This window comes from Leucobacter tenebrionis (assembly GCF_019884725.1).
Classification (GTDB): domain Bacteria; phylum Actinomycetota; class Actinomycetes; order Actinomycetales; family Microbacteriaceae; genus Leucobacter; species Leucobacter tenebrionis.
In genome coordinates, this window is record NZ_CP082322.1 from 1,967,911 (window position 1) to 1,994,063 (window position 26,153).

25 protein-coding genes are annotated in these 26,153 nt (G+C 69.0%); 12 read left to right on the plus strand and 13 right to left on the minus strand.

Annotation, left to right across the window (positions count from 1 at the left end):
* Positions 1–17: 17 nt before the first annotated feature.
* From KVY00_RS09100 to iolC, 3 genes are all read right to left on the minus strand, one after another.
* On the minus strand, positions 18–1,529 hold the full coding sequence (locus KVY00_RS09100) for a CoA-acylating methylmalonate-semialdehyde dehydrogenase (protein ID WP_223042667.1): 1,512 nt from the start codon (positions 1,527–1,529) through the stop codon (positions 18–20).
* 76 nt (positions 1,530–1,605) lie between these two features.
* Complete coding sequence (locus tag KVY00_RS09105; RefSeq protein WP_223042668.1) at positions 1,606–2,487, minus strand: class I fructose-bisphosphate aldolase; 882 nt, start codon at positions 2,485–2,487, stop codon at positions 1,606–1,608.
* Position 2,488: 1 nt separating this feature from the next.
* Entirely contained in the window at positions 2,489–3,442 is a 954-nt protein-coding gene (gene iolC, locus KVY00_RS09110) for a 5-dehydro-2-deoxygluconokinase (protein ID WP_223042669.1), read from the minus strand.
* Positions 3,443–3,616: 174 nt separating this feature from the next.
* Between iolC and KVY00_RS09115 the strand changes: the two genes are divergently transcribed.
* The 4 genes from KVY00_RS09115 (at position 3,617) to KVY00_RS09130 (ending at position 7,622) form a co-directional block, all read left to right on the plus strand.
* Entirely contained in the window at positions 3,617–4,375 is a 759-nt protein-coding gene (locus KVY00_RS09115; RefSeq protein WP_223042670.1) for a GntR family transcriptional regulator, read from the plus strand.
* Between the two features lie 89 nt (positions 4,376–4,464).
* Positions 4,465–5,376 carry a carbohydrate ABC transporter permease gene (locus KVY00_RS09120; protein WP_223042671.1) on the plus strand — a complete coding sequence of 304 codons (912 nt, stop codon included), beginning with the start codon at positions 4,465–4,467 and terminating at the stop codon, positions 5,374–5,376.
* Positions 5,363–6,253 (plus strand): carbohydrate ABC transporter permease, encoded by an 891-nt coding sequence (locus KVY00_RS09125; RefSeq protein ID WP_223042672.1) that lies wholly within the window; start codon positions 5,363–5,365, stop codon positions 6,251–6,253. The genes KVY00_RS09120 and KVY00_RS09125 overlap by 14 nt, the downstream gene beginning before the upstream one ends.
* A gap of 22 nt (positions 6,254–6,275) precedes the next feature.
* Positions 6,276–7,622: an ABC transporter substrate-binding protein gene (locus KVY00_RS09130; protein ID WP_223042673.1), complete on the plus strand. Its 1,347-nt coding sequence runs from the start codon at positions 6,276–6,278 to the stop codon at positions 7,620–7,622.
* A 76-nt stretch (positions 7,623–7,698) separates the two neighbouring features.
* Here the strand turns inward: KVY00_RS09130 and KVY00_RS09135 are convergent, their stop codons facing one another.
* The 3 genes from KVY00_RS09135 to KVY00_RS09145 are packed head-to-tail and all read right to left on the minus strand — an operon-like array spanning position 7,699 to position 11,568.
* Positions 7,699–8,796, minus strand: a complete 1,098-nt coding sequence (locus KVY00_RS09135) for a carbohydrate kinase family protein (RefSeq protein ID WP_223042674.1) — start codon at positions 8,794–8,796, stop codon at positions 7,699–7,701.
* 42 nt (positions 8,797–8,838) lie between these two features.
* Positions 8,839–10,299, minus strand: a complete 1,461-nt coding sequence (locus KVY00_RS09140; protein WP_223042675.1) for a family 4 glycosyl hydrolase — start codon at positions 10,297–10,299, stop codon at positions 8,839–8,841.
* A gap of 9 nt (positions 10,300–10,308) precedes the next feature.
* On the minus strand, positions 10,309–11,568 hold the full coding sequence (locus KVY00_RS09145; RefSeq protein ID WP_223042676.1) for a glycosyltransferase: 1,260 nt from the start codon (positions 11,566–11,568) through the stop codon (positions 10,309–10,311).
* A 240-nt stretch (positions 11,569–11,808) separates the two neighbouring features.
* On the opposite strand from KVY00_RS09145, the gene KVY00_RS09150 reads away from it, so the two are divergent.
* Together KVY00_RS09150 and katG are read left to right on the plus strand one after the other, a co-directional pair.
* Positions 11,809–12,306, plus strand: coding sequence for a Fur family transcriptional regulator (locus tag KVY00_RS09150; protein ID WP_223042677.1), 498 nt, complete (start codon positions 11,809–11,811; stop codon positions 12,304–12,306).
* A 31-nt stretch (positions 12,307–12,337) separates the two neighbouring features.
* Positions 12,338–14,539 carry a catalase/peroxidase HPI gene (katG, locus tag KVY00_RS09155; RefSeq protein WP_255572856.1) on the plus strand — a complete coding sequence of 734 codons (2,202 nt, stop codon included), beginning with the start codon at positions 12,338–12,340 and terminating at the stop codon, positions 14,537–14,539.
* 157 nt (positions 14,540–14,696) lie between these two features.
* Here the strand turns inward: katG and KVY00_RS09160 are convergent, their stop codons facing one another.
* The 4 genes from KVY00_RS09160 to KVY00_RS09175 all read right to left on the minus strand — a co-directional run bounded on the left by KVY00_RS09160 (position 14,697) and on the right by KVY00_RS09175 (position 19,544).
* Positions 14,697–16,043 (minus strand): dihydrolipoamide acetyltransferase family protein, encoded by a 1,347-nt coding sequence (locus KVY00_RS09160; RefSeq protein WP_223042679.1) that lies wholly within the window; start codon positions 16,041–16,043, stop codon positions 14,697–14,699.
* A gap of 27 nt (positions 16,044–16,070) precedes the next feature.
* Positions 16,071–17,072 (minus strand): alpha-ketoacid dehydrogenase subunit beta, encoded by a 1,002-nt coding sequence (locus KVY00_RS09165; protein WP_223042680.1) that lies wholly within the window; start codon positions 17,070–17,072, stop codon positions 16,071–16,073.
* Positions 17,069–18,256, minus strand: coding sequence for a thiamine pyrophosphate-dependent enzyme (locus KVY00_RS09170; protein WP_223042681.1), 1,188 nt, complete (start codon positions 18,254–18,256; stop codon positions 17,069–17,071). The genes KVY00_RS09165 and KVY00_RS09170 overlap by 4 nt, the downstream gene beginning before the upstream one ends.
* A gap of 187 nt (positions 18,257–18,443) precedes the next feature.
* The gene (locus tag KVY00_RS09175; protein WP_223042682.1) at positions 18,444–19,544 is read right to left on the minus strand and encodes a histidinol-phosphate transaminase; all 1,101 of its coding nucleotides are present in this window, start codon (positions 19,542–19,544) and stop codon (positions 18,444–18,446) included.
* 70 nt (positions 19,545–19,614) lie between these two features.
* Here KVY00_RS09175 and KVY00_RS09180 point away from each other — a divergent pair, with 70 nt between their 5' ends.
* Positions 19,615–20,046: a phage holin family protein gene (locus KVY00_RS09180; protein ID WP_223042683.1), complete on the plus strand. Its 432-nt coding sequence runs from the start codon at positions 19,615–19,617 to the stop codon at positions 20,044–20,046.
* Between the two features lie 62 nt (positions 20,047–20,108).
* Here KVY00_RS09180 and KVY00_RS09185 read toward each other — a convergent pair whose 3' ends face one another.
* Together KVY00_RS09185 and KVY00_RS09190 are read right to left on the minus strand one after the other, a co-directional pair.
* Positions 20,109–20,522 (minus strand): PIN domain-containing protein, encoded by a 414-nt coding sequence (locus tag KVY00_RS09185; RefSeq protein WP_223042684.1) that lies wholly within the window; start codon positions 20,520–20,522, stop codon positions 20,109–20,111.
* The gene (locus KVY00_RS09190) at positions 20,494–20,769 is read right to left on the minus strand and encodes an AbrB/MazE/SpoVT family DNA-binding domain-containing protein (protein WP_223042685.1); all 276 of its coding nucleotides are present in this window, start codon (positions 20,767–20,769) and stop codon (positions 20,494–20,496) included. Before KVY00_RS09190 ends, KVY00_RS09185 begins: the two co-directional genes overlap by 29 nt.
* A 75-nt stretch (positions 20,770–20,844) precedes the next feature.
* On the opposite strand from KVY00_RS09190, the gene KVY00_RS09195 reads away from it, so the two are divergent.
* Positions 20,845–21,336, plus strand: a complete 492-nt coding sequence (locus tag KVY00_RS09195; protein WP_223042686.1) for a low molecular weight protein-tyrosine-phosphatase — start codon at positions 20,845–20,847, stop codon at positions 21,334–21,336.
* Between the two features lie 120 nt (positions 21,337–21,456).
* Complete coding sequence (locus tag KVY00_RS09200) at positions 21,457–21,702, plus strand: ATP-binding cassette domain-containing protein (RefSeq protein WP_223042687.1); 246 nt, start codon at positions 21,457–21,459, stop codon at positions 21,700–21,702.
* Between the two features lie 124 nt (positions 21,703–21,826).
* On the opposite strand, the gene KVY00_RS09205 is transcribed toward KVY00_RS09200, so the two are convergent.
* Positions 21,827–22,417 (minus strand): hypothetical protein, encoded by a 591-nt coding sequence (locus KVY00_RS09205; protein ID WP_223042688.1) that lies wholly within the window; start codon positions 22,415–22,417, stop codon positions 21,827–21,829.
* 41 nt (positions 22,418–22,458) lie between these two features.
* Here KVY00_RS09205 and KVY00_RS09210 point away from each other — a divergent pair, with 41 nt between their 5' ends.
* The 3 genes from KVY00_RS09210 (at position 22,459) to KVY00_RS09220 (ending at position 26,102) form a co-directional block, all read left to right on the plus strand.
* The gene (locus KVY00_RS09210; RefSeq protein WP_223042689.1) at positions 22,459–22,944 is read left to right on the plus strand and encodes a hypothetical protein; all 486 of its coding nucleotides are present in this window, start codon (positions 22,459–22,461) and stop codon (positions 22,942–22,944) included.
* Positions 22,945–23,131: 187 nt separating this feature from the next.
* Complete coding sequence (gene purB, locus KVY00_RS09215; RefSeq protein ID WP_223042690.1) at positions 23,132–24,517, plus strand: adenylosuccinate lyase; 1,386 nt, start codon at positions 23,132–23,134, stop codon at positions 24,515–24,517.
* A 727-nt stretch (positions 24,518–25,244) separates the two neighbouring features.
* Complete coding sequence (locus KVY00_RS09220) at positions 25,245–26,102, plus strand: siderophore-interacting protein (RefSeq protein ID WP_223042691.1); 858 nt, start codon at positions 25,245–25,247, stop codon at positions 26,100–26,102.
* The last annotated feature ends 51 nt before the right edge of the window (positions 26,103–26,153 follow it).

Below are 26,153 nucleotides of genomic sequence, written 5' to 3' on the forward strand. Positions count from 1 at the left end.
GCCCCTCTCCGCTTCGCTCAGTCGTTCTGCGGGAAGCCGAGGTTGATGCCGCCGTGCTTGGCGGGATCGAGCCAGCGGCTGGTGATCGCCTTCTCGCGGGTGAAGAAGTCGAAGCCATGCACGCCGTAGGCCTTCGCGTCGCCGAACAGCGAGGCCTTCCATCCGCCGAAGGAGTGGTAGGCGACGGGCACGGGGATCGGCACGTTGATGCCGATCATGCCGACCTGGATCTCGTGCTGGAAGCGGCGGGCCGCCCCGCCGTCGTTGGTGAAGATCGCGGTGCCGTTGCCGAAGGCGCCCGAGTTGATCAGGTTCACGCCCTCCTCGAAGGTCTGCACGCGCACGACCTCGAGCACCGGGCCGAAGATCTCCTCGGTGTAGGCGCGCGAGGTAGTGGGCACGTTGTCGATGAGCGTCGGGCCGACGAAGAAGCCGTTCTCGTGACCGTCGACCGCGATGCCGCGGCCGTCGACCACGATCGTGGCGCCGTCCTGCTCGGCGATGTCGATGTAGCCGGTCACCTTGTCGCGGTGCACGTCGGTGATGAGCGGCCCCATGTCGGGCTCGGGGCTCGACGCGCCGTTGCCGATGTTGAGCTTCGCGATGCGATCCTTGATCTTCTCGATCAGCTCGTCGGCCACCGGCTCGACGGCCAGCACGACCGAGATCGCCATGCAGCGCTCGCCCGCGGCGCCGTAGCCCGCGTTGATGGCCTGGTCGGCGACGAGGTCGAGGTCGGCGTCGGGCAGCACCAGCATGTGGTTCTTCGCGCCGCCGAGCGCCTGCACGCGCTTGCCGTGCTTCGACGCGGTCTCGTAGATGTACTGCGCGATCGGCGTCGAGCCCACGAAAGAGATCGAGGCCACGTCGGGCGAGGTGAGCAGGCCGTCGACGGCGAGCTTGTCGCCGTTGAGCACGGTGAACACGCCGTCGGGCAGCCCCGCTTCCTTCCAGAGCTCGGCGAGCCACAGCGATGCCGAGGGGTCCTTCTCGCTCGGCTTCACAATGACCGCGTTGCCCGCCGCGATGGCGATGGGGAAGAACCACATCGGTACCATCGCCGGGAAGTTGAAGGGGGAGATGATGCCCGCGACGCCGATGGGCTGCTTGACCGAGTAGACATCGATGCCAGTCGAGGCGTTCTCCGAGAACGCACCCTTGATGAGGTGCGGGAAGCCCGTGGCGAGCTCCACGACCTCCTGCCCGCGGAGGATCTCGCCCATCGCGTCGGAGAGCACCTTGCCGTGCTCGGCGGTGATGATCGCGGCGAGCTGCGGCTTGCGCTCGTTGAGCAGCTCGCGGAACTTGAAGATGACGGCCTGCCGCTTCGCCATGGAGAACTCGCTCCACAGCTCGAAGCCGCGCTGGGCCGAGGCGATGGCCTCGGCGATCTCTGCCTCGTCGGCGAGCGCGACCTGGGCCTGCACCTCACCGGTGGCCGGGTTGTACACGGGAGCGGTGCGGCCGCTCGCCGACTCGCGACGGGCGCCGTCTATCCAGTGCGGGATGATGGGGAGGTCGGTGGTCATAGCGGCTCCTAAAAATGTTGTGGTTCATTCGACCTGAACTTGGACCGGTCCAAGCATATGCGCTCGCGCAGAAAAACTATAGGCCTCGATGCACAAGCCGGGCCGCGGTGTCGACCGCCGTCGCCACGTCGTCGTCGTGGGGGTAGAGCAGCGTGCGGCCCACGGTGAGGCCGCGCACGCCGGGGAGCGCGAGCGCGCTCTCCCAGGAGGCGAAGGTCTCGTCGGGATCGCCGCCGTTGTCGCCGCCGAGCAGCAGCGTGGGCATCGTCGTGGCCTCCATGACGCGCTCCATCTCGGGCACGACCGGCAGCTTCATCCACGTGTACGCGCTCGAGTTGCCGAGGCCGGAGGCGATCGCGGTCGAAAGGATCACGGCGTCGGCCGAGAGATCGTTGACGACCCTGCCTTCGACGCGGCCGCTCATGAACGGCTCGAGCATGATGGGCAGTTCCGACGCAGCTGCCGCGTCGACTGCACGGGCCGTCGCCTCGAGCGTGGGCGCGGTGCCGGGGTCGTCCAGGTCGACGCGGATGAGGGTCTTGGCGAAGTCGATGCCCTGCCGCTTCATGGCGGGCACGTCGTACGCGGTGTAGCGGTCGTCCATCTCGAACGAGGCGCCGCGCAGGCCGCCGCGGTTCATCGAGCCCACGACGATCTTGTCGTCGAGCAGGCCGAGCGCGGCGAGGTCGTCGATGATGTCGGGGGTCCCCAGCACACCGTCGACGCCGGGTCGCGACACGGCGAGCGCCATGCGCTCGAGCAGGTCGTAGCGGTTGGCCATCGCGGTCTTGTTGGAACCGACGGCGATCGCGCCGCGGGCGGGGTGATCCGCGGCGACGATGAACAGCCGCCCGTCGCCGCGGATCACGTCGCGCCGGCGGCGCTCGGCGAGGGCGCGGCCGATGTCCGCCGGGTCGGCGGCGCGCAGTTCGCGCAGACGCTCGAAGTCCAGTGCCATATCAGGCCCCCTTCGCAAGAATCGCCTCGACCTCTGCGGCGTCGGGCATGGCGGTCGAGCACTCCAGTCGGGTCGCGACGATGGCGCCGGCGACGTTCGCGAAGCGAAGGACGCGCTCGAGATCCCAGCCCTGCAGCAGGCCGTGGCAGAGTGCGCCGCCGAAGGCGTCGCCCGATCCCAGGCCGTTGACCACGTCGACAAAGTGCGGCAGCACCTCGACGCGCTCGTCACGGGTCTTGGCGAGCACGCCCTTCGGCCCCTGCTTCACGATGGCGAGCTCGATGCCGCGCTCGAGCAGCGCATCGGCCGCGCGATCGGGCTCGGTCTCGCCGACCGCCACCTCGCACTCCTCCCGGTTGCCCACGGCGACGGTCGCGTTGCCGATGACACGATCGACCTCGGCGGTGGCCTCAGCGGGATCGGCCCAGAACATGGGGCGGTAGTCGAGATCGAAGACGGTGTGCCGCGCGCCGGCACGCGCCTCGAGGGCGGTGCGGTGGGCGCTGCGGCTGGGCTCCTCGCTGAGCCCGGTGAGCGTGAACCAGAAGATGCGGGCGGCCCGCACGGCGTCGAGGTCGAGGTCGGAGCTCTCGATCTGCATGTCGGGCGCCTTGGGTTTGCGGTAGAAGTAGAGCGGGAAGTCGTCAGGCGGGAAGATCTCGCAGAAGGTGACCGGGGTGGGGAACTCGGGATCGACCCTCACCTCGCGGGGGTCGACGCCGAGGCGGTCGAGCTCGCGCAGCAGATAGCGGCCGAAGGGGTCGTCGCCCACGCGGGAGATGAGGGCGCTCGCGTCACCGTACCTGGCCGCCGCGACCGAGACGTTGGCCGCACTGCCGCCGAGGTACTTGCCGAAGCTCTCGACGTCCTCGAGCGGACCCTTCTGCAATGGGTAGACGTCGACGCCGAGGCGCCCCATCACCAACACGTCATCAGGACGCCGCTGTTCCGACATACGCTCCTCGCTTCCAGTCCCGCGGGCAGAGCAGCGCTTGCGGCGCCCTCATATTTGTCCTAACAATAACACAATCCGCACGCACGACCAGACTCAGAGCAGGTAATGTTGTCCTCACATTGGAGTGGCGCGACTCGAGCGGCTCGCCGCCGCGCCGAGCGAAGCGAGGGTCACATGAGCACCGAACCCGTCTGGCCGGAAGAGCTGTTCACCGACCTCGACCGCACCGGCCCGGTGCCCCTCTACTTCCAGATCTCGAGCCGCCTCGAACGGGCGATCCGCGACGGCATCATCCCGGCCGGCGCGCGCCTCGAGAACGAGATCTCGATCGGAGAGCGTCTCGGGCTCTCGCGCCCGACCGTGCGCCGCGCCATCCAGGAGCTGGTCGACAAGGGGCTGCTCGTGCGCCGCCGCGGCATCGGCACCCAGGTCGTGCAGGCGCGGGTGAGCCGCCCCGTCGAGCTGACGAGCCTGCATGAGGATCTCACGCGGGTGGGGCACACACCGTCCACTCGTGTGCTCTCCGTCGAACGCGTGAAGGCCGACGAGCAGGTGGCGAGCCAGTTGCGCATCGCGCCCGGCACCGAGATCACCCGCATCCGCAGGCTCCGCTACGCCGACGGCACGCCCATGGCGATCCTCGAGAACCTGCTCCCTCCCGAGTTCTCCGACATCACCGTCGCAGATCTCGAGCGCCAGGGGCTCTACGAGATCCTCCGAGCACGAGGCATCACGATCAAGATCGCGAACCAGACCATCGGCGCCCGCCGCACCCACGGCGACGAGCACGAACTGCTCGACCTCGCGAAGGGCAGTCCGCTGCTCACCATGGACCGCGTGGCCTTCGACCACGGCGGGCGGGCCATCGAAGCGGGGCACCACTGCTACCGACCCGATCTCTACTCTTTCGAGACGACGCTCGTCTCCCGCTGACGCGGTCTACCGCGACTCGACCCGCGTTCCCTGTTGCGCCCGATATCGCCGCGAATTGCGATGCGCCGCTCACCTGGCATGCTGTACGTATGCCCCCTGCCGCAGCAGCACCGCCTCCGCGGACGCGTCGCCGCGCGCGCACGCGATCCACGGCCCTCGGCTGGGGTCTGATCGCCCCGAGCCTGCTCGGCATCCTGGCCTTCCTGCTCGCCCCGATCGTGGTCGTGTTCTGGCTGAGCCTGCACCAGTGGGATCTCATCTCGGATCCGAGCTGGGCCGGGCTCTCGAAGTGGCAGGCCGTGCTGCACGACGGCGGGTTCTGGAACTCGATGCTGGTCACGCTGCTGTTCGTCGTGTTCGTGATCCCGCTGCAGACCCTGCTGGGCCTCTGGATCGCCAACCTGCTCACGAAGGGCCTGCCGGGTTCGGGCCTGCTGCGCGTCATCTACGTCATCCCGTGGGTGTGCGCGCCGCTCGCGCTCGGAATCGTGTGGAACTGGATCTTCCAGCCGACCGGCGGCGCCCTCAACGAACTGTTCGGCACGCACGTGAGATGGCTCGCCGATCCCGCGTTCGCGCTGCCCTCGGTCGCGGCGGTGACCGTCTGGTCGCAGGTGGGCTACGTCGCCCTCTTCTTCATGGCCGGGCTGGCGGTGATCCCGAGCCAGGTAATCGAGGCCGCGAGGATCGACGGCGCGAGCGCCACCCGGATCTTCTGGAGCATCAAGGTTCCGCTGCTGCGCCCGACGATGTTCTTCGTGCTGGTCACCTCGGTGATCAGCACCTTCCAGATCTTCGACACGGTGTACGGGCTCACGCCGCAGGGCGGGCCGAACGGCAGCACCTCGGTGGCCGCCTTCACGCTCTATCAGACCGCATTCAAGCGCTTCGATGTGGGATCCGCATCCGTCATCGCGGTCATCCTCTTCGTCGTCCTCGTGCTCATCACCATCGTGCAGCAGGCGTACTTCCGGAAGCGAATGACCTATGACCTCAGCTAGCGCAAGCGGTACTGCCCGCGATCGCAGACTCGGCGCGGGCGGCGAGCCGCGACCCGGGCTGCTCGGCACGCTGGGCGTGTACGTCGTGCTGATCGCGGGCGCACTGCTCGTGCTCGGCCCGTTCGTGCTGAGCCTGATGACCGCGTTCAAGACACCGCAGCAGCTCGCGACCCAGTCGAAGCTGGCACCGCCGTGGCCGCTCACCCTCGAGAACTTCCAGCGCCTCTTCGAGGGCGACCTCGTCGACTTCTCGCGCGCGATCGGCGTGACGACCGGCTATGTCGCGATCGTGCTCGTCGGGCAGCTCATCTTCTCGATACTCGCGGCCTACGCCTTCGCCCGCCTGCGCTTCCCCGGGCGGGACGCCCTGTTCTGGGTCTACCTCGCGACCCTGATGGTGCCCGCGGTCGTCACGATGGTGCCCCTCTACCTGATGATCTCGGAGATGGGCCTGCGCAACACGTTCTGGGGGCTCGTGCTGCCCTACCTGTTCGGTTCGCCGTACGCGATCTTCCTGCTGAGGGAGTACTTCCGCGGGATCCCACAGGATCTCGTCGACGCCGCCCGCATCGACGGCGCGGGCCACTGGCGCATCCTGACCCGCATCATCGTGCCGCTGTCGCGCCCCATCATCGTCACCCTCGGCATCATCACGGTGGTGACGCACTGGAATAACTTCATGTGGCCCTTGATTATCACTAGTGGGCCCGAGTGGAGCGTCATCACGACGACCACCGCGAGCGTGCAGACGCAGTTCAACGGCAACTGGACGATCGTGATGGCCGCGACGACCATCGCGCTGCTCCCCCTGATCGTGCTCTTCACCATCTTCAACAAGCAGATCGTCTCATCGATCGCGATCACCAGCTTCCGGTGATCGACTGCAGAAAGGGATCCACATGAAACAGAGGCGAATTCTCGCGGCGCTGGCCGGGGTCGCGATCGCGGGCCTCGCGCTCACCTCATGCGCTTCGGAGGGCGGCGGGAACGGCGGAGGCGACGGCGACGTCACCCTCACCTTCCGCACGTGGGACACCAACGCGCAGGCAGCCTACGAGGAGTCCTTCGCGGCGTTCACCGAGCAGAACCCCGACATCACGGTCGACGTCGAGGTCGTGCCGTGGGCCGACTACTTCACCAAGCTGCGCACCGACATCGCCGGCGACAGCGCCGCCGACCTCTTCTGGATCAACTCCTCCTCCTACCTCCCCTACGCGCAGTCGGGCGCGCTGCTCGACATCGCCGACGTCTACGGCGACGACTTCGATGCGGCGAAGGCGGAGTGGGCGCCCAGCGTCGTCGAGCAGTTCACCGATGACGGCAAGCTCTACGGCGTGCCCCAGACATCCGACGGCGGGATCGCGGTGTACTACAACGCGGATCTCCTCGAGGCGGCGGGCGTCGCACCCGAAGAGCTCTCGGAGCTGCAGTGGGCGCCCGGCGGCGGATCCGACGACACCCTGATCCCGACCCTGCAGAAGCTGACCGTCGACCAGGCCGGCAAGACCGCCGCGGACGCCGATTTCGACGCGAACAGCATCGCCCAGTACGGCTACAACGCGGCGCAGGATCTGCAGGCCATCTACCTGCCCTACATCGGCTCGAACGGCGGCACCTTCCAGGACGGCGAGAAGTTCACCTTCTCGAACCCGAAGACCGTCGAGGCGTTCCAGTACATCGTGGATCTCATCAACGAGTACCACGTCGCGCCCGACGCCGCGGACACGAACACCAACGGCGACTTCAGCCGCGACCAGTTCCTGCAGGGCAAGATGGCGCTGTTCCAGTCGGGTCTGTACAACCTGGCGAACGTCGCCGACAACGCCGACTTCGACTGGGGCGTCGCGATGCTGCCCGCCGGCCCCGAGGGCGCGGTCAGCGTCACCAATGGCGTCGCGGTCGTCGGCAACGCGAAGAGCGACCACCAGGAGGCGGTGAACAAGGTGCTGCAGTGGCTCGGCACCGCCGACGGCAACAGCGCTATCGGCGCGACCGGAGCGAATCTGCCGGCGGTCGAGGGTGCGCAGGACGTCTACCGGCAGTACTGGGCCGACAAGGACGTGAACCTCGATCCCTTCTTCGATGTGCTCGAGAGCGGCGTCACGATCCCCGCCCCCGTCGGTGAGAACTTCGGGGCCGCCTCCGAGGGCTTCGGTCCGATCCTGAGCGAGATCTTCCTGGGCCAGCTGCCAGTCGAGGAGGGCCTGAAGCAAGCCGACGAGGTGGCCAACGCCGCGATCGGTTAGCCGACTGCCCGGGCGGCGCGGGGTCGGCCTTCTCGACACGCTCGAGGCCGATCCCGCGCCGCGGCCCTCCGCACGATCAGCGTCGCGGTTCGAAGCCGATGGTGGCGCACGCCCGCAGCGTCTGGGGCGCCCCCTGCTGGAGCGCGCGGTCGATGAATCCGAAGCGCTGCGCGAGCTCTCTCGCCGCCTCGTCGTGCTCGGTGCGCGAGAGCACGCCGATGCGCCAGGTCGCGAGGTCGTTCCAGCTGGGGGATCCCAGCGATCCCCCGAAGTTCTGCACCGCGAGACCCGCGCACAGCGTGGCGAAGTTGAGGCGGTCCACGAGGGGCCAGCCCTGCAGCGTGCCGGTGATCATGGCCGCGGTGAAGACATCGCCCGCCCCGGTCGCGTCGAATGCCGTGACCGGCACGCCGGCGACACGCGCCTCCTCACCGGTCGAGGCATCGATCGCCAGCGCGCCCTCCGCCCCGAGCGTCACGACAGCGAGCGGCACCCGCTCCGCGAGCGCTCGCGCCGCCGCCTCCGGGGTGTCGGTGCGGGTGTAGGCCATGGCCTCGACCCGGTTGGGCAGGAAGGCGTGGCAGCCGTCGAGGGCGTCGAGCACCCGCGGATCCCACGACCCCGAGTCGTCCCAGCCGACGTCGGCGAAGATCAGCGCGTCGGTCCCCAGCGCACCCGTCCACCAGGGAGCCGTCGCAGCGCCGCCCGCGTCGACGACGCGCTCCTCCCCCAGGTCGACGAAGTAGGCGCGGGCCTGGGGCGTCTCACCGACCAGCTCCTCGATGGAGACGGGCGATTCGTCGGCGTGGGTGATCATGCTGCGGTCGCCGTGCCGGTTCACCGAGACGGTGACCGAGGAGTGCCAGCCGTCGATCACGCGCGAGCGGCTGAGGTCGATCCCCTCGTGCTCGCCGAGCACCGACCAGTTCCAGGAGCCGTACGCGTCGTCGCCGAAGCCCGCCGCGAGGCCCGTCCGCAGCCCGAGCCGAGCAGCTGCCACCGCCATGTTCGCGACCCCGCCGGGCAGGGACCCCATACCGCCGGCGCGCACCTCGGTGCCGGGCCGCGGATCCTCAGGCAGGTCGGTGAAGACGAGGTCGAAGAAGAGCGGACCCGCGAGGAAGAGATCGAGCTGCTGGGGTTCGGTGCGCGGGATCGGATCGAAGGGGTGCACAGCCCGACAGTAGCACGGGCGCGGAGGGGCGGGAGGGGCGGATCAGCCGCGCGCCGGACCGTCGTCGAGCGCCGCGGCGACACCCGGGATTCGCGCCCGGTAGTCGTCGAGCAGCCGCCTGCCGACCGACACGGAGTCGACGAGCGGGTGGATCGCGAAGGCGCGCCACGCGAGCCGCGGATCCCGCAGGCGCGAGGCCTCGATGATCAGCTGCTCCGCCGCCTTCACCTGCTGCATGAGACCGAGCATGTCGCCCGCCACCGGCGCCACCCGCTGCGGATGCACACCCGCCGAGTCGACCAGGCAGGGCACCTCGATCACCGCGTTCTCGGGCAGCCCGGCGACGATGGGCCCGGCGCCGGCGGCGGCCATGTTGCCGACGTTGAGGATCATGGTCGCCGGCGCGCCCCCGGAGAGCGCGGTCATCAGCTCGATGGCGACGCGCTGGTATCCGCCGTCCTCGACGTCCTCGGCGAGACGGCCGTCTCGATCCTCCTCGCTGCGGCTCTCGGCCATGTAGCTGAACTCCCGGTCGCGCAGCGTCGCCTCCCAGAGCCGGTGCGTCTCGGCGGCGTCGGTGGTCAGGGCGTCGGCGTAGAAGCGATCCTGCTGCTGCTTCAGGTACTCGCCCCGGGTCTCAGACCCCGTGCTGATGCGCTCGACCGCCTCGCGAGTGAAATAGTAGTAGTAGAGGTACTCGTTGGGCAGCGCTCCGAGCGCACGGATCCAGTCGAAGCCCATCAGCCGGGCCTCCTCGATGCCCTCGAGCGCCTCGTCGGAGCGCAGCACCTCCGGCAGCACGTCGATACCGTCCACGCTGAGGCGGCGCAGCCAGCCGAGGTGATTGAGGCCCACGTAATCGAAATCGACGCGGTCGAGCCCCGATCCCGAATCCGCCGGCCAGCTCCCAGCGATGCCGCCCGCCGCGACCCCCGATCCCGCCGCCATCGAGCCCCCGATCTCCCCGGCCACGCGGATCGCACGCCGCATGAGGCCGATCGGCGTATCGCAGATGCCGACGACCCGGTGACCTAGCACGCGCCGCATGGCCTCGGTCACGAGCCCCGCGGGGTTCGTGAAGTTGATCAGCCAGGCCTCGGGGGCGAGGTCGCGCACCCGCTCCGCGAGGCTGACGGCCACCGGCAGCGTGCGCAGCGCGTACGCCAGACCGCCCGGCCCCACCGTCTCCTGGCCCAGCACCCCGAGGTCGAGCGCCGTGCGCTCGTCGGCGATGCGCCCGTCGATGCCGCCGATCCGCATCGCCGAGAAGATGAAATCGGAACCGCGGATCGCCTCATCGAGATCGGTACCCGCCGTGACCCGGGGCGCCCGCGGCAGTCCCGGCGCCAGATGGGCCGTGATGCGTCGCATGATGTCGAGGCGCTCGGGCTGGACGTCGTACAGGTGCAGCTCGTCGACGACGAGCGGCGCGTCCTCACGACCGAGCGCGCTGAACAGCTGCGGGATGCGGAATCCGCCTCCGCCGATGACCGTGAGCCTCATGTCCGCAGCCTACCGCCCGAGCGCCTCGCGGTAGACCCCGGCCAGGCGCGCCGCCGACGCGTCCCAGCTGCGCGCGAGCGCGTGATCCCGCGCAGCCGCCCCCATTCGCTCGCGCAGCTCCGCGTCACCGAGCAGGCGATCGATCGCGGCGGCCCAGACCGTCGGATCGTCGGCGTCCTCCGCACCGGTGCCCGACCCCGAGCCGATCAGCATGCCGGTCTCGCCGTCGAGCACGGCCTCCCGCAGCCCGCCGGCGGCGCGCGCGATCACCGGGACGCCCGAGGCGGCAGCCTCGAGAGCGACGAGACCGAAGGTCTCGGAGTGCGAGGGCACGAGCATGACAGCGGCGCGGCGGATGCGCTCCGCCAGATCGCTGCGGCGCAGAGCCCCATCGAACGCCGTCGTGCGGAGCATCCCGTGACGGGCGACCGCATCGTGCAGCGCCCGCACATAGTCGTCGCCGTCGGGCGGCGGAGCCCCCACGATGCGCAGTGCCGGCCGGCGCTCCGCGTCGATCGCGGCAACCGCGTCGATCGCCAGGTCGAAGCCCTTCAGCGGGTGCAGCCTGCCCACGACGATCGCCTCGGGCCGCCCGCCGCTCGACAACCAGTCGCGATCCTCCATGCAATCACGCGTGGCACACGGATGGAACAGCTCGGTGTCGACGCCGAGCGGCACCACGCGCACACGATCCTCGTCTCCCCCGAGCCGCTCGAGCACCGTGCGCCTCTCGGCCTCGCTCACCGCGATCACCAGATCCGCCTCGTGAGCGAGCCGGCGCTCGCCCGCGAGCCGCCCCGGCGACTCCGGCCGTTCTCCGTCGGTGAGCGGCGAATCGACGGGAGCCGCGATCGAGTGGTAGCTCTGCACGAGCGGAACCCCAGCGCGGCGCGCGGCCGGAAGCGCCGCGATGCCCGAGAACCAGTGCTCGGCGTGCAGCAGGTCGACCGGCTCGCGCTGCAGCTCGACCTCGAGCAGCTCGCCGAACCGCTCCATCACGCTCTCGTGCTCGCCCTTCGCGAGCAGCCGCGCCGGGCCGGCTGCGAGATGGACGACCGTGAGCCCGGGGCGCAGCTCAACCTGATCCGGCGGTGCGGGGTCGCTGCGCCGCGTGAAGATGCGCACCTCGTGGCCGGCTCGCGCGAGCGCCTCGGCCTGCGCCCGCACCACGACGTTCATACCTCCAGCGTCTTTGGTGCCCGGAACATCGAGCGGCGACGTGTGCAGCATGACGAAGCCGATGCGCAGCGGGGATGAGCTCGAGGACATGCCTCGAGCGTACCGGCTCGACGCTCGGGCTCGGGGCTCAGAGCGAGAGCCGCTGAGCGGCTGCTACCGGCATCACCCCTTGAACCAATACCCCCACGGGGTATAGCCTGACAGACATCATCGGAGTCACCATCGCGCCGCCGCTCGCAGCATCCTCCGACACGCCCGGCCACGGCCCCGACAACCGCGGAACCGCGCGGATCCCTATTTTGAATAATTCAAAAGAACTAGACTCGAGGCATGATCCGCACCGCCCCGAGCACCGCGCCCGAGCAGCTGAGCGAGCTGCTCCGCACGCACGGTCTCCGGGCGACGGAGGGGCGCATCGCCGCGCTCGCGCACATCGCGGCCCATCCCCACAGCTCCGCCTCCGCCATCCACGCGGCCCTCGCTGTCGAACACCCCTCGCTGTCGCCGCAGTCGGTTCACAACATCGTCAACGACCTCACCGAGAGCGGTCTGCTGCGGCGGATCGATCCTCCCGATTCGGGCAGCGCACTCTACGAGACGCGCCTGCACGACAATCACCACCACGTGCAGTGCATCGTCTGCCACCGCATCGAAGACGTCGACTGCTCTCTCGGTGCCGCGCCGTGCATGGTGCCGCCGCAGACCCACGGAATGCGCATCATCGAGGCGACCGTGACCTTCAGGGGCATCTGCGCCGCCTGCGAAGACCTCAGCCTGCCCGAACACACGAACCGAATCACTCCGAAGAAAGGAACCGGCATTGACTGACGAGCTCAAGTGCCCCGTCGACCACAGTGGAATGGGTCCCGCTCCCACCTCGGGATCGGCGAAGCCCGCCGCGGGCGCGACCACGAACAGCGACTGGTGGCCCGATCGTCTCAACCTGAAGATCCTCGCGAAGAACCCCGATGTCGCGAATCCGCAGGGCGCCGACTTCGACTACCGCGCCGCCTTCGAGAAGCTCGACCTGGCCGCCGTGAAGAGCGACATCGCCCACGTGCTCACCGACTCGCAGCCCTGGTGGCCCGCCGACTTCGGCAACTACGGCCCCCTGTTCATCCGCATGGCCTGGCACTCGGCCGGCACCTACCGCGTCTTCGACGGCCGCGGCGGCGGCGGTACCGGCCAGCAGCGCTTCGCGCCCCTCAACAGCTGGCCCGACAACGTCGGCCTCGACAAGGCGCGCCGCCTGCTGTGGCCGGTCAAGAAGAAGTACGGCAAGTCGCTGTCGTGGGGGGACCTCATGATCCTCGCCGGCAACGTCGCTCACGAGCAGATGGGCATGCCCACCTTCGGCTTCGGCGGCGGCCGCCCCGACGTGTGGGAGCCGGACGACGACGTGTACTGGGGCTCGGAGACGGGCTGGCTGGGCGACGAGGCGCGCCTCGGCGAGGACGGCAAGGCGAAGCTCGCCGAGCCCCTCGGGGCGACCATGATGGGCCTCATCTACGTCAACCCGGAGGGCCCGCGCGCGAGCGGCGACCCGCTGGCCGCGGCGCTGCAGATCCGCGAGACCTTCGCCCGCATGGCGATGAACGACGAAGAGACCGTCGCACTGATCGCCGGCGGCCACACCTTCGGCAAGACCCACGGCGCCGCCCCCGAGGGTGACCACGTCGCCGCTGAGCCCGAGGGCGCTCCCATGGAGCAGATGGGCCTCGGCTGGAAGAGCAGCTTCGGCGCGGGCCACGGCAAGGACGCGATCGGATCGGGCCTCGAGGTCACCTGGACCTACCACCCGACGCGCTGGGACAACGAGTTCTTCCACATCCTCTTCGCCTACGAGTGGGAGCGGGTCGAGGGCCCCGGCGGTCACCACCACTGGCGTCCGAAGGACGGCGCGGGATCCGACATGGTCCCCGAGGCCGACTTCAGCGGCCGCCGCGAGCCCCGCATGCTGACCACCGACATCTCGCTGCGCGAGGATCCCATCTATCGGGAGATCGCACTGCGCTACCGCGACGACCAGCAGGCCTTCACCGAGGCCTACCGCCGCGCGTGGTTCAAGCTCACCCACCGCGACCTCGGCCCGAAGTCGCGGTACCTCGGCCCCGAGGTGCCCGCCGAGGACCTCATCTGGCAGGATCCCGTGCCGGCCCGCGACTACGAGCTGATCGACGCCGCCGACATCGCAGCGCTCGAGCAGAAGATCGCCGAGAGCGGCCTCACCGTGAGCGAGCTCGTCTCGACCGGCTGGGCGGCGGCGTCGACCTTCCGCGGCAGCGACAAGCGCGGCGGCGCGAACGGCGGGCGCATCCGCCTCGAGCCGCAGCGCAACTGGGAGGTCAACAAGCCCGAGCAGCTCGCCCGCGTGCTGCAGGTGCTCGAGAGCATCAAGGAGCAGTTCGACGCCTCCGAGTCCGCCGTCGCGGCGGGCAAGAAGGTCTCGATCGCCGACCTCACGGTGCTCGCCGGCAACGTGGGCGTGCAGCAGGCTGCCGCCGCCGCGGGCCACGCGGTGTCGATCCCGTTCACCCCGGGCCGCACCGACGCGACGCAGGAGCAGACCGACGTCGAGCAGTTCGAGTACCTCAACCCGGCCGCAGACGGCTTCCGCAACTACGAGAGCGCCCGCGCCCTCGGCCGCCCCGCGGAGCAGCTGCTCATCGACCGCGCCAACCTGCTCACCCTGTCGGCCCCCGAGATGACGGTGCTGATCGGCGGCATGCGCGTGCTCGACACCAACTGGGACGGCTCGCAGCACGGCGTGCTCACCGACCGCCCCGGCGTGCTCACGAACGACTTCTTCGTGAACCTGCTCGATCTGAACACGAACTGGCGAGCGGTCGACCCCGAGTCGCGCACCTTCCAGGCCACCGACGAGACCACCGGCGAGGAGACCTGGACCGGCACCCGCGCCGACCTCGTGTTCGGCTCGAACAGCGAGCTGCGCGCCGTGGCCGAGGTGTACGCCAGCGATGACGCCGCCGAGCAGTTCGTCGACGATTTCGTGAAGGCGTGGGTCAAGGTCGCGAACCTCGACCGCTTCGACGCGCGGTAGTCGCCTGCGGGCGGTCGCGGGTTCGGCATCGACGGATCCCGAACCCGCGGCCCGGCACCTCCGCGCCGCAATGCAGAAGGGCGCCCCGGTCGCATGACCGGGGCGCCCTTCGCCGTCCGCGGGTGGCGCTCAGCCAGCGAGCCGCCTCCGCCTGACCTCAGTCGAGCAGCAGCGCCGGCTCCTCGAGCACCGAGGCCACGTCGGCCACGAAGCGGGAGATCACGTCGCCGTCGACGATGCGGTGATCGAACGAGCCGCCGACCGTCGTCACCATCCGCGGCCGCACCTCGCCGTCGACCACCCACGGCTTCTCCCGGATGGTGCCCATCGCCATGATGGCGCACTCGCCCGGGTTGAGAATGGGGGTGCCGAAGTCCATGCCGAAGACGCCGATGTTGGTGATCGTGATCGTGCCGTTCTGCATCTGAGCCGGTTGCGTGCGTCCATCGCGGGCGGTGATGGTGAGCTGCTCGATCGCCTTCGCGAGGTCGAGCAGGCTGAGATCCTGCGCGTCCTTGACGTTGGGCACGATGAGGCCGCGCGGCGTCGCCGCCGCGATGCCGAGATTGACGAAGTTGTGACGGATGATCTCGGTCTCGGTGAACGTCGAGTTGACCTCGGGGTTGCGTCGCACCGCCCACAGCATCGCCTTCGCGAAGATGAGCAGGGGCGAGACCTTGACGCCGGCGAAGTCGGTGGAGCTCTTCAGGCGCTTCACGAACTCCATGGTGCGTGTGGCGTCGACGTCGGTGAAGACGCTCACGTGGGGCGCATCGTTGGAGCTCGCGACCATCGCCTGTGCGGTCATCTTGCGCACGCCCTTCAGCGGGATCCGCTCCTCGCGCGCCGCCGTCGCCTCCGGCACCGGGGTGGAGATGTTGCGGAAGAGGCTGGCCTGCGTCGCCTGCCGCACCACGTCGTCGCGAAGGATCTCCCCCGCGATCCCCGTGCCCGTGACCTGGGCGAGATCCACGCCGAGGTCCTTCGCGAGCTTGCGGATCGGAGGCTTCGCGAGGATCGGGGACGCGTCGGCGACCGGGATCGACGCCTGCGCCCTGGGCGACCCGTCCAGCAGCGGTTCGCCGCCTCGGCGGCGACGCGACTTCACCGAACCGCCGGTACCGTAGCCGACGAGCACGGCACCGCCCTCGTCCTCCCGCTCCACGCTGCCCGCCGCGTCGGCGACCGCCTCACGGGTCTCATCGTCTTCGCGCTGCGGCTCGGCGACCGGTGACGCGGGTGCTGCCGCGTCGCCCCCGGCTGCGTCGGTGGTGACGCGCAGGATCGGATCGCCCACGGGCACCGTCTGCCCGACCTCGGCGAGCAGCTCGGTGACCGTTCCCGTGAACGGCGAGGGCAGTTCGACGAGCGACTTCGCGGTCTCGATCTCGCAGATGACCTGGTTGAGCTCGACGGTGTCGCCGGGCGCGACGTGCCAGGTGACGATCTCGGCCTCGGTCAGACCCTCGCCCACGTCGGGAAGGGGGAACGTCATCTCGCTCATGGTTGCTCCTGGGATTCGAAGTGAGGTCTAGTAGTGCATCGTGCGGTCGACGGCCTCGAGCACTCGATCGGCGTCGGGGAGGTAGAGGCCCTCGAGTCGCGCGGGCGGGAAGGGCACGTCGTAGCCCGAGACCCGCAGCACCGGCGCCTGCAGCGAGTAGAAGGCGTGCTCGGCGACGTGCGCCGCGATCTCGCTGCCCACGCTCGCCCCGCCCTGGGCCTCCTGCGCGACGACCAGTCGGCCGGTCTTGCGCACCGACTCGAGCAGCGGCTCGTAGTCGATAGGAGAAAGGCTGCGCAGGTCGACCACCTCGAGGCTGGTGCCCTCGGCCTGCGCGACCTCGGCCGCCTGCAGCAGGGTCGTGACCATCGCGCCGTGGCCGACGACGGTGCAGTCGGTGCCCGAGCGGGCCACGCGGGTGCGGTGCAGCTCGGCGGAGGGGGCTGCCGGATCGACCTCGCCCTTCTGCCAGTACTTCGCCTTGGGTTCGAAGAAGAGCACCGGATCGGACGATTGGATCGCCTGCTGGATCATCCAGTACGCGTCGTTGGGAGTGGAGGGCGCGACGACGCGTAGGCCCGGCGTGTGAGCGAAGTAGGCCTCGGGGCTCTCCTGGTGGTGCTCGACTGCGCCGATATGCCCGCCGTAGGGTACGCGGATCACGACCGGCATCGAGACGGTGCCGTCGTGCCGATTGGTGAATTTCGCGAGCTGGGTGACGATCTGGTTGAAGGCCGGGAAGATGAAGCCGTCGAACTGGATCTCGATGACGGGGCGGTACCCGCGCATGGCGAGACCGATCGCGCTGCCCACGATGCCGGCCTCGGCGAGCGGGGTGTCAAGCACGCGCGCCGACCCGAACTCGGCCTGCAGCCTGTCGGTGACGCGGAACACGCCGCCGAGCGGGCCGATGTCCTCGCCCATCAGCAGCACGCGGTCATCGGCCGCCATCGCCGCACGCAGGCCCTCGTTGATGGCGCGGGCGAACGGCAGTGTGGTGCGCTCGGTGAGCGTGGGGACGCCGCTCATTCTGCTGCTCCTTCCGAGAACGAGGACTCGTAGCGTTTGAGCCACTGCCGCTGCTCTTCGATGCGCGGGTGGGGTTCGGAGTAGACGTGGGCGAACATCGAGTCGGCCTCGGGAATCGGCAGGCGCAGGATCTCGTCGCGGATCCGCTTCGCCTCGCGATCCGCCTCCCCGCGCACCTCCTCGAAGAAGTCGTCTGCGACCCCCTGGGCTCGCAGGTACTGCTCCAGGCGCGCGATGGGGTCGCGCTGCTGCCACTGCTCGAGCTCGCCGGCCTCGCGGTAGCGGGTGGGATCGTCGCTCGTGGTGTGCGCGCCGATGCGGTACGTGAGGGCCTCGATGTAGCCGGGTCCCTGGCCCTCGCGCGCGAGGCGCAGGAAGCGGCGGCCCACGGCGTACGCGGCCAGGGGGTCGTTGCCGTCGATCTGCACGGCACGCAGGCCGAAGCCGAGCGCACGCCGGTAGAGCGGGGTGCGCGACTGCCGGGTGACGGGCACCGAGATCGCCCACCGGTTGTTCTGCACCACGAAGACCTCGGGGGTCTGGTAGCTGGCGGCGAAGATCATCGACTCGTTGGCGTCGCCCTGACTGGAGGTGCCGTCGCCGTAGAAGACCATGGTGGCCTCACCGGTAGCGGTACCGGGTTCGCCCGCGTCGAGCGACGTGTCGGCGCCTCGCATCTTGGCGTCGAGCACCTGGCCGAGCGCGTAGCCGGTGGCGTGCTGGGTCTGCGCGCCGAGCACGAGCGTGTAGAGATGGAAATTGCCGTTCGCGGGGTCGGTCACGTCCCAGCCGCCGTGGGTGAGACCGCGGAACAGCGCGGCGACCTTCACCAGCGGCACGCCTCTGATCTGCGCGATCGCGTGCTCGCGGTATGCCGGGAAGATGGTGTCCTGCGGCTCGGCCGCGCGACCGAGACCGACCTGGCAGCCCTCCTGCCCCACACTGGGCACCCACAGTGCGAGCTGCCCCTGCCGCTGCAGGTGCGTGCACTCGGTGTCGAAGGCACGGGTCGAGACCATGTCGCGGTACCACTGCTTGAAGTCGTCGAGCCCCACGGACGCGAGCTCGTCGGCGAATTCGGCCGCGGAGGCCGAGGGCGCGTAATCGCCCGCCTCGTCGAGGAAGCGGATCGGCTCGGGATCCGCCCCACCGTGCAGCGGGCCGTAGGTCGTGTGTTCGCTCATCCCGACCCAGTGTAATGAGCGCCCCCGACACTGCGCGGATATATCGCGGCATGGGGCGGTTCGCGATCCCCGAGGTCCGCCCGCCCTCTCCCTTCCTGTGGTCGAGGTGACGCTTACAGCCCCTGCTCGCGCCGGCCAAGGGCAAGACGCGTCATCTCGATCGAGGCCGGTCTGCCGCTCAGTCGCCTCAGCCGGCCAGGAACCCGCGCACCACGCGCAGCACCTCGTCGAGGCTCTCCGCCTCGCCGGCCGAGATGCGGACGCCGTGGCCCGCGAACGGGCGCACCAGGGTGCCGGCCTCGGCGAAGGCGGCGGCGAGCGCCTGCGAGTCGCCAATCCCGCCGCGCTCGCCCCCCTCTGGGATCCACACGAAATTGCCCTGGGCCTCCGGCACGGCAAGCCCCAGCTCGCGCAGGCCCGCGGCGAGCGCGTCTCGGCGCCGCACGATCTCCGCGATCCGCTCCGCGTGCACCGTGCGGGCCTCGGGCGTCAGCGAGGCAAGGGCCGCGCTCTCGGCGATGCCGGTGACCGAGAGCGGGATCCCCACACTCGCCGCGGCCGAGAGGATCGCGGGGTGCCCGACGCCGTAGCCGATGCGCAGCGCGGCGAGGCCGTACGCCTTCGAGAAGGTGCGCAGCACGATGACGTTCGGATGATCCCGCAGCACGTCCTCGCCGCGCACCGCCTCGGGGTCGGTGACGAACTCGCGGTAGGCCTCGTCGAGCACCACGAGGGTGTCGGAGGGCACGCGCGCCATGAAGCGCTCGAACTCGGCGCGGCGGATCGCGGGGCCGGTCGGGTTGTTGGGCGTGCAGAGCAGGATCACGCGCGTGCGATCGGTGATCGCCGCCGCCATGGCGTCGAGGTCGTGCTCGGCGCCCGCGGTCAGCGGCACCGCCACGCCGGAGGCGCCGGAGGCGAGACCGAGCGCGGGATACGCCTCGAAACTCGGCCACGCGTAGAGGTACTCGTCTCCGCTGCCGGCTGCGGCGTGCACCAGCTGGTAGAGGATCGCCACGGACCCCGCTGCGAGGTGCACGTGGTCGAGGCTCACCCCGAACTCGCCCGCGAGGCCGGCCCGCAGCTCGGGCATGGCCGCCGCGGCGTACCGGTTCGACTCCTCCGAGCGCCGGGCGATCGCCTCGAGCACGCCGGGCAGGGGCGAGAACGGGTTCTCGTTGCTCGACAGCTTGAACCCCGGCTTCGTGGGCGTCGCCCCTTGCCGATACGCGGGCGTGGCGAGCACGTCTGCACGGATGCGAACGGGAGGCGCGGCGTTTTCGCTCATGAAGCGCCATTCTAGTGAGTGCGGCGAAAACGCTCGGCTGATCCGACGCTCCGAGTGGCAGACTGGATCCATGCGCACCATCGTCCGCGTTCTCGTCAGCGCCTTCGCCCTGTGGCTCACCACGCTCATCGTCGGCGGCAGCGGCGCCCACGGCGTGTGGATCGAGCCCATCAGCGACGTTCCGGCCGAGCCTGCGGCCGATTACCGCATCGGCTACATCATCACTCTGCTGCTGGTCGCGCTCGTGTTCGGGCTCGTGAACGGCACGCTCGGCAAGGTAGTGCGCTTCGTATCGATCCCGCTCTACATCATCACGCTCGGCCTATTCGGCTTGATCGTGAACGGATTCCTGTTCGCCGTCGTGGCCTGGCTCTCCGATCTCGCGGGCTTCGGGCTTCGTATCGAGACATTCTGGTGGGGCGTGCTCGCGGCCCTGGTCATGTCGATCCTGTCGGGACTGATGAACGCGCTGCTCGGCACCGGCAAGAAGAAGGACCGCTGAGCCCGCCGGTCGCTCAGGGTTCAGCACCGATCGCTCAGGACCCGTCGCTCAGGACCCGTCGCTCAGATGAGCTCGTAGTCCACGCCGATCAGCTCGTAGGTCGCGGCCGCCCGGCGGTCGCGCGAGAGCAGCTTCACACCGTGGTGCTTCGCGGTGGCGGCGATCTGCGCGTCGTAGACCGCCGCCCCGGATCGCCCTCCCTGCGCCATCGAGCCCAGCATCTCGAGATACTCACCGGGCGGCAGCTGAACCACCGGCAGATCCAGAGCTTCCAACGCGCCCATGACCGCGCGAGGCGGCACGGCTCGCCCGTCGCGAAGCCCCGACAACCAGGAGAAGGTCTCCAGTAGAACGTGCGCGGGAAGCACGGTCACGCGCGGTAACTGGACGCGGCAGAACTCGTGAAACTCGTGCGCCTGCGAAAGCGCCGGTATCAGCACACTCGAATCACACCCAACGGGCTTCGCGCTCGGCATAGATCTCCTCCCTCGCCTCTCGGAGATCCTGGTCGGTGATCCCGGCGTAGAGCTCGGGATCGCTCGTCTCGATGACAGGGAAGCCGTCGTCGAGCATGCGCACTCGGGCCTCGACCGGCGCGTAATCGATCTCGATGCGCCCCTCGGCGTAGGTGATGTCGAGCTTCGCGCCCGGCTGCAGCCCCATCGCCTCGCGGAGCTGCTTCGGGATGACGACCCGCCCTGCCTTGTCGATGGTAGTGATCATGGCATCGATAGTACCATCAGAAATGGCAGAAGCACTCGGGCGATGGATGTCAGTGGTCTCGGGCAGACTGGGCGCATGAACACCGCCGATCCGATCCGCCCCTTCCATGTCAGCTTCGTCTGCTCCGGCAACATCTGCCGCTCCCCCATGGGCGAGGTGATCTTCCGTGCGATGGCCGAGCAGGCCGGCGTCGCCGAGCGCTTCGTCGTCACGTCTCGCGGCACGCACGGCTACCACGTCGGCGAGCCCGCCGATCCGCGTACCCTCACCGCCCTCGCCGCGGCCGGCTACGACGGCAGCGCGCACCGCGCAGCGCAGGTCTCCCCCGCCGACATCGCGGATCACGACCTGCTGATCGCACTCGATCGCGGCCACGAGCGCCGCCTGCGCGAACTCGGTGCCGATCCCGAACGCCTCTCCCTGCTCACGGTCCACGATCCCGCTCGCCCCGGCGACCCCGACGTCTTCGACCCGTACTACTCCGATCAGCACGCCTTCCATCAGGTGCTCGAGCAGATCGAGCGCAGTTGCACCGCGCTGCTCGAGCACCTCACCCGCCGGGCCTGAGGCGCCCGGCCTGAGGCGCCCGGCCGAGCACCGATCGGCACTCGAGGATCGTGCTGCGGTGCCACACCTCGGCACCGCAGCACGATGCCGACCGGCCCGCCGGCGGCGAGGCTGGAGGACATGAACGATTTCATCCTCCACGCGCAGGGACTCACCAAGGACTACGGGGCGACACGAGCGCTCGCGGGCGTCTCGCTCGGTTTCGTCGAGGGCACCTCGACCGCGATCATGGGCGCCTCGGGGTCGGGCAAGACGACCCTGCTGCACACGCTCGCGGGCATCATCGCGCCCGACGCGGGCGCCGTCGACTACGCCGGCTCCCGGATCACCGCGCTCGGCGACATGGTCGCTTTTACAGGTTATTGAGAATGTCGCAGCACCTCTTACGCAGTCTCATTAAATGAAAAGCCGAACTGGAACTAGCATGAAGCAGTGAACCATATTGCAACAAATAGAGCCTCTAGCGCGCCTGCGACATTGCAAGATTCCATTATTCTGCGATTCCACTCTCACTCTTGGTTCTGCGGAATGAAAAAGCGATAGCGACAAGTGCAGATAGAGCGAGGACGCCGCTGATGACGTAGATAATTACGCCCTTGTCAGCGGCAGCGTCGCTCGAGGCCCTCAACTCACTAAGCGCGGCAGTTTCAGCTTCTAACTGCACCTTTGCTTCAGCATGCTTTTCCCGGACATTTTCGTATGCGTCAGCGACCCGGTTAAACTCATCTGCTGCCAGATCCATCTCAGCTTGATAATTCTGGTCAATTGACTCACGCGATTGCACCGTTCCGATAAAGAACGACCTGCTTGCCTTATTGTATGAAGCTGATCGCTCTGCTTCTTCACGCTCTTCCCGCGCAGTCTGGAGCGCAAGAGAGGCATTCGTCTCGTCCTTGGCTAACAACTCAGCTGTGGTTTTGGCTTTATTAACAGCTTGTTCCGCTTTAGTGATCTCCCCAGCAAGACCTTGAGCAGAAAATATATGCAAAGCGGTAGTCCCTGCGGCAACTAAGAGGAAGACAGCCGCCACGATGCGTAGAGCTAGTGTAAAAATTGATCGACTTGGCTCGGGACTATCCATACCTTGAGCATAGTCCCTGGCGTCAGGTCTCGGGTGTCGCGATGGCGAGCTTCATGGCGGTGTTCGCCGGATCGGGAATGGCGATGATGGGCTCCGTCGACAACGCCGACCTGGCCCAGCCGAGCATGGATCCCTCGGCCGTCTTCCTCCCCGCCGATATCCGCACCGGCATCCTCATCACCGTCATCGGCGCGTTCCTCACCGTCGCCTGCTCGGTCGGCGTCGGACAGGCCGCGCACATCCTCGACCGGCGAGACGTGATCCGATCCCTCGACATGCTCGGCACGCCCCTCGAGACCCAGGACTCGGCCAGGCACGGCTCGGTGATGCTGCCGCTGCTGCTCGCGGCGCTCGGCTCCGCCGGCGTGGCCGCGGTCGTCACACTGCCGATCCTCGGCATCGCGATCATCTTCGCCCCGCTCTCGGTCGGGATCGTCTTCGCGTCGATCGCTGCGGGCATCCTGCTCGTGAAGGCGGGTCTCACGGCGACGCGGCCGCTGCTGCGCTCCGTAGCCGCCGCGGTGTGACTCCGGTCCTCGTCCCTTCGGCGGGTTCGGGAGGCGAGGCGCGTCCCGTTCTTCGGAGCAGGCCGCTCTTTCGGATCGGAACCGGGGATCGGATGCGAAAGAGCGGCCTGCTCCGAAGGATGGGCGGTCCGCGCCCCACGTGGAAGAATGGGAGGCGGCCCGCGATCCGAACCACCGAGAGGCACCCATGACCCCGCTCCCCCCGCAGCCCATCAGCCCCCTCGACGGCCGCTACCGCGCGGCCGTCGCCGATCTCGGCGATACGCTCTCCGAGGCCGGGCTCAACAAGGCGCGGGTGCACGTCGAGGTCGAGTGGATCGCGTACCTCACCGAGCACTCGCTGCTGGGCGGCACCCCGCTCGATCCATCGCAGCTCGCGACGCTGCGCGCCTGGGCCGCGAACTTCGGACAGGCCGAGATCGACCAGCTCGCCGAGACCGAGAAGACCACGCAGCACGACGTCAAGGCCGTGGAGTACCTCGTGCGCGGCAAACTCGACGAGATGGATCTCGGCCGCCTCGCCGAGCTCACCCACGTGTGCTGCACGAGCGAGGACATCAACAACCTCTCGTACGCGCTCACCGTCAAGCAGGCGATCGCCGACGTGTGGCGTCCTCGCTTCGAGAAGGTGATCGCCGAGCTCGCCCGCCAGGCCGAGCAATACCGCGAGCTGCCCATGATGAGCCGTACGCACGGCCAGCCTGCCACGCCGACCACACTCGGCAAGGAGCTCGCCGTGTTCGTGCACCGCCTCGAGCGGCAGCTCAACCAGATCGACGACGTCGAGTACCTCGGCAAGTTCTCGGGCGCCACCGGCACCTTCGCCGCGCACCTCGCCGCCGATCCCTCGGTCGACTGGGCAGCGGTGTCGCAGGAGTTTGTCGAGGGCCTCGGTCTCGATTGGAACCCGCTCACCACGCAGATCGAGTCGCACGACTGGCAAGCCGAGCTCTACACGCGGATCGCCCATGCGAACCGCATCCTGCACAACCTCGCGACCGACATCTGGAGCTACATCTCCATCGGCTACTTCCGCCAGATCCCCGTCGCCGGCGCCACGGGCTCCTCGACGATGCCGCACAAGGTGAACCCGATCCGCTTCGAGAACGCCGAGGCCAACCTCGAGCTGTCGAACGCTCTGCTGGATTCGCTGGCCGCCACGCTTGTCACGAGCCGCTGGCAGCGCGACCTCACCGACTCCTCGGCGCAGCGCAACATCGGCGTCGCACTCGGTCACTCGGTGCTCGCGCTCGACAACATCCTCAAGGGCCTCGGTCAGATCGACGCCGCTCCCGAGGTGCTCGCGGCGGATCTCGACGCCAACTGGGAGGTGCTCGGCGAGGCGATCCAGACCGTGATCCGCGCCGAGGTGACCGCCGGGCGCTCGACCATCAAGGATCCCTACGCCGCCCTCAAGGAACTCACCCGCGGGCGCCGGATCGGCCAGGCCGAACTCATCGAGTTCGTGCAGGGGCTCGAGATCGGCGACGAGGCGAAGCAGCGGCTGCTCGCCCTGACGCCCGCGACTTACGTGGGCGATGCGGTGCGCCTCGTGGACTTCCTGCAACGGTAGGCACGGGCGGCGCTGCCCGCCGGTTCCACGTGAAACCGCCCGTGCCCCTGGGGTGCGGGCGGTTTTTGCTTCCTGAGCCCACGACCGCCCCCTTGAGATAAGGATTTCGCACGCCGTACCGCGATCCGGCGTGCAAGATTCGTATCTCGGCGTAGCCGGTGGCGCGCTCACGGTGCGACACTGTTCGGGTGAGCGGTTTGAACACCGAGCATCGCGGATCCGATTCGGTGCGCAGGCCGGAGACGACCCCTCGCTAGTGGATCTACCGGGACAGGGATCGGCGCTCGGGATCGTGTTCGCGCACGACACTGCACTGCAGACCGCGATCCATCAGATCGAACGCGCGCGGGAGGCGGCGATACTGCTGCAGACCGGCACGTCGATCACCGCGGTGGTCCACGAACTCGGCTACGGACACGATCGACCTCGGCTGGCTCTACAACCGCGCGTTCGTCGATCCGGACGGCCACCACTTCGAGGCCGTCCACCTCGACGCAGCCGCGATGGGCTGATCCCCGACCAGTTCCCGGCATGGGTCGGATCCCTGCCGTTATCGCTTCGAGCGGCGGATTTTGCACGTCAGACCGCGATCCGGCGTGCAAAATCCGCCTCTCGGCGCAGTCGGCGCCGAGTTCGCGCCGCCCCGCACCCACGAGGCCCCGCCCTTGGCGCTTCGGAGCGATATGTGCCAGAGTGGCCGGAGAAAACATCCGATGAAAGGACGCCTGTGCCCGAGCAGCAGATCCCGGCCGCCGATCGATTCGCCCGCGAGCGGATGCGCCACCGCTTCACCGCCCGAGAGGTCGCTGTTACCGCGGTGAGCTCCCCGGCCGAGCCCTTCATCCGCATCACGCTTTCGGGCCCCGACCTGCACGACTTCGTGTCAGACGGGCCTGCGGATCACGCCAGGCTCTTCTTCCCCCACCCGATCACGGGCGAACTCGTCGCTCCCACCCCGGTCGGCCCCGGCGAGGACGGGATCGTACGCCCCGAAGCTCCGATGTTCCCCCGCGACTTCACCCCGCTGAACCTTCGCACCGACCCCGAGACGGGCCTGCGCGCTTTCGACGTCGATTTCCTGCAGCACCCGGACCCGGGGCCGGCCTCCGCCTGGGCCGCGAGCGCGAAGCCGGGCGACCGTCTCGTCGTGGTGGGCCCGCGCGGCTCGGTGCGCGCGCCGCAGGGCGCGGACCGTCTGCTGCTGATCGTGGATCCCTCGGCTCTGCCCTCCGCGACCCGCTGGATCAACGAAGTTCCCGAGCGCACCGAGGTCGAGGTCATCGCCGACGCCTCCCCCGCTGATCTCGAGTGGATCGAGGCCTACCTGCGCGAGCAGAGCGGACGCGAGGTGACGGTCGGCGAGGCCTTCGGCACGCTCGCCGATGCCGCAGCCGATGCGGGCATCGACGAGGGCACCTACCTGTTCGCCGCCGGCGAGGCGAGCCGTCTCATCCCCCTGCGCCGGCTGGTGAAGTACGAATACGGGATCCCGCGGGCCCAGTACGCGCTCAGCGGCTACTGGAAGCGCGGCATGGCGAACTTCGACCACCACGCGCCCATCGACCCCGAGGATCCCGAGGACTGAGACGCCCGGCGCGCGCCCTCGACGGTTTCGTCGCCCAGGGCACCCGCTCGG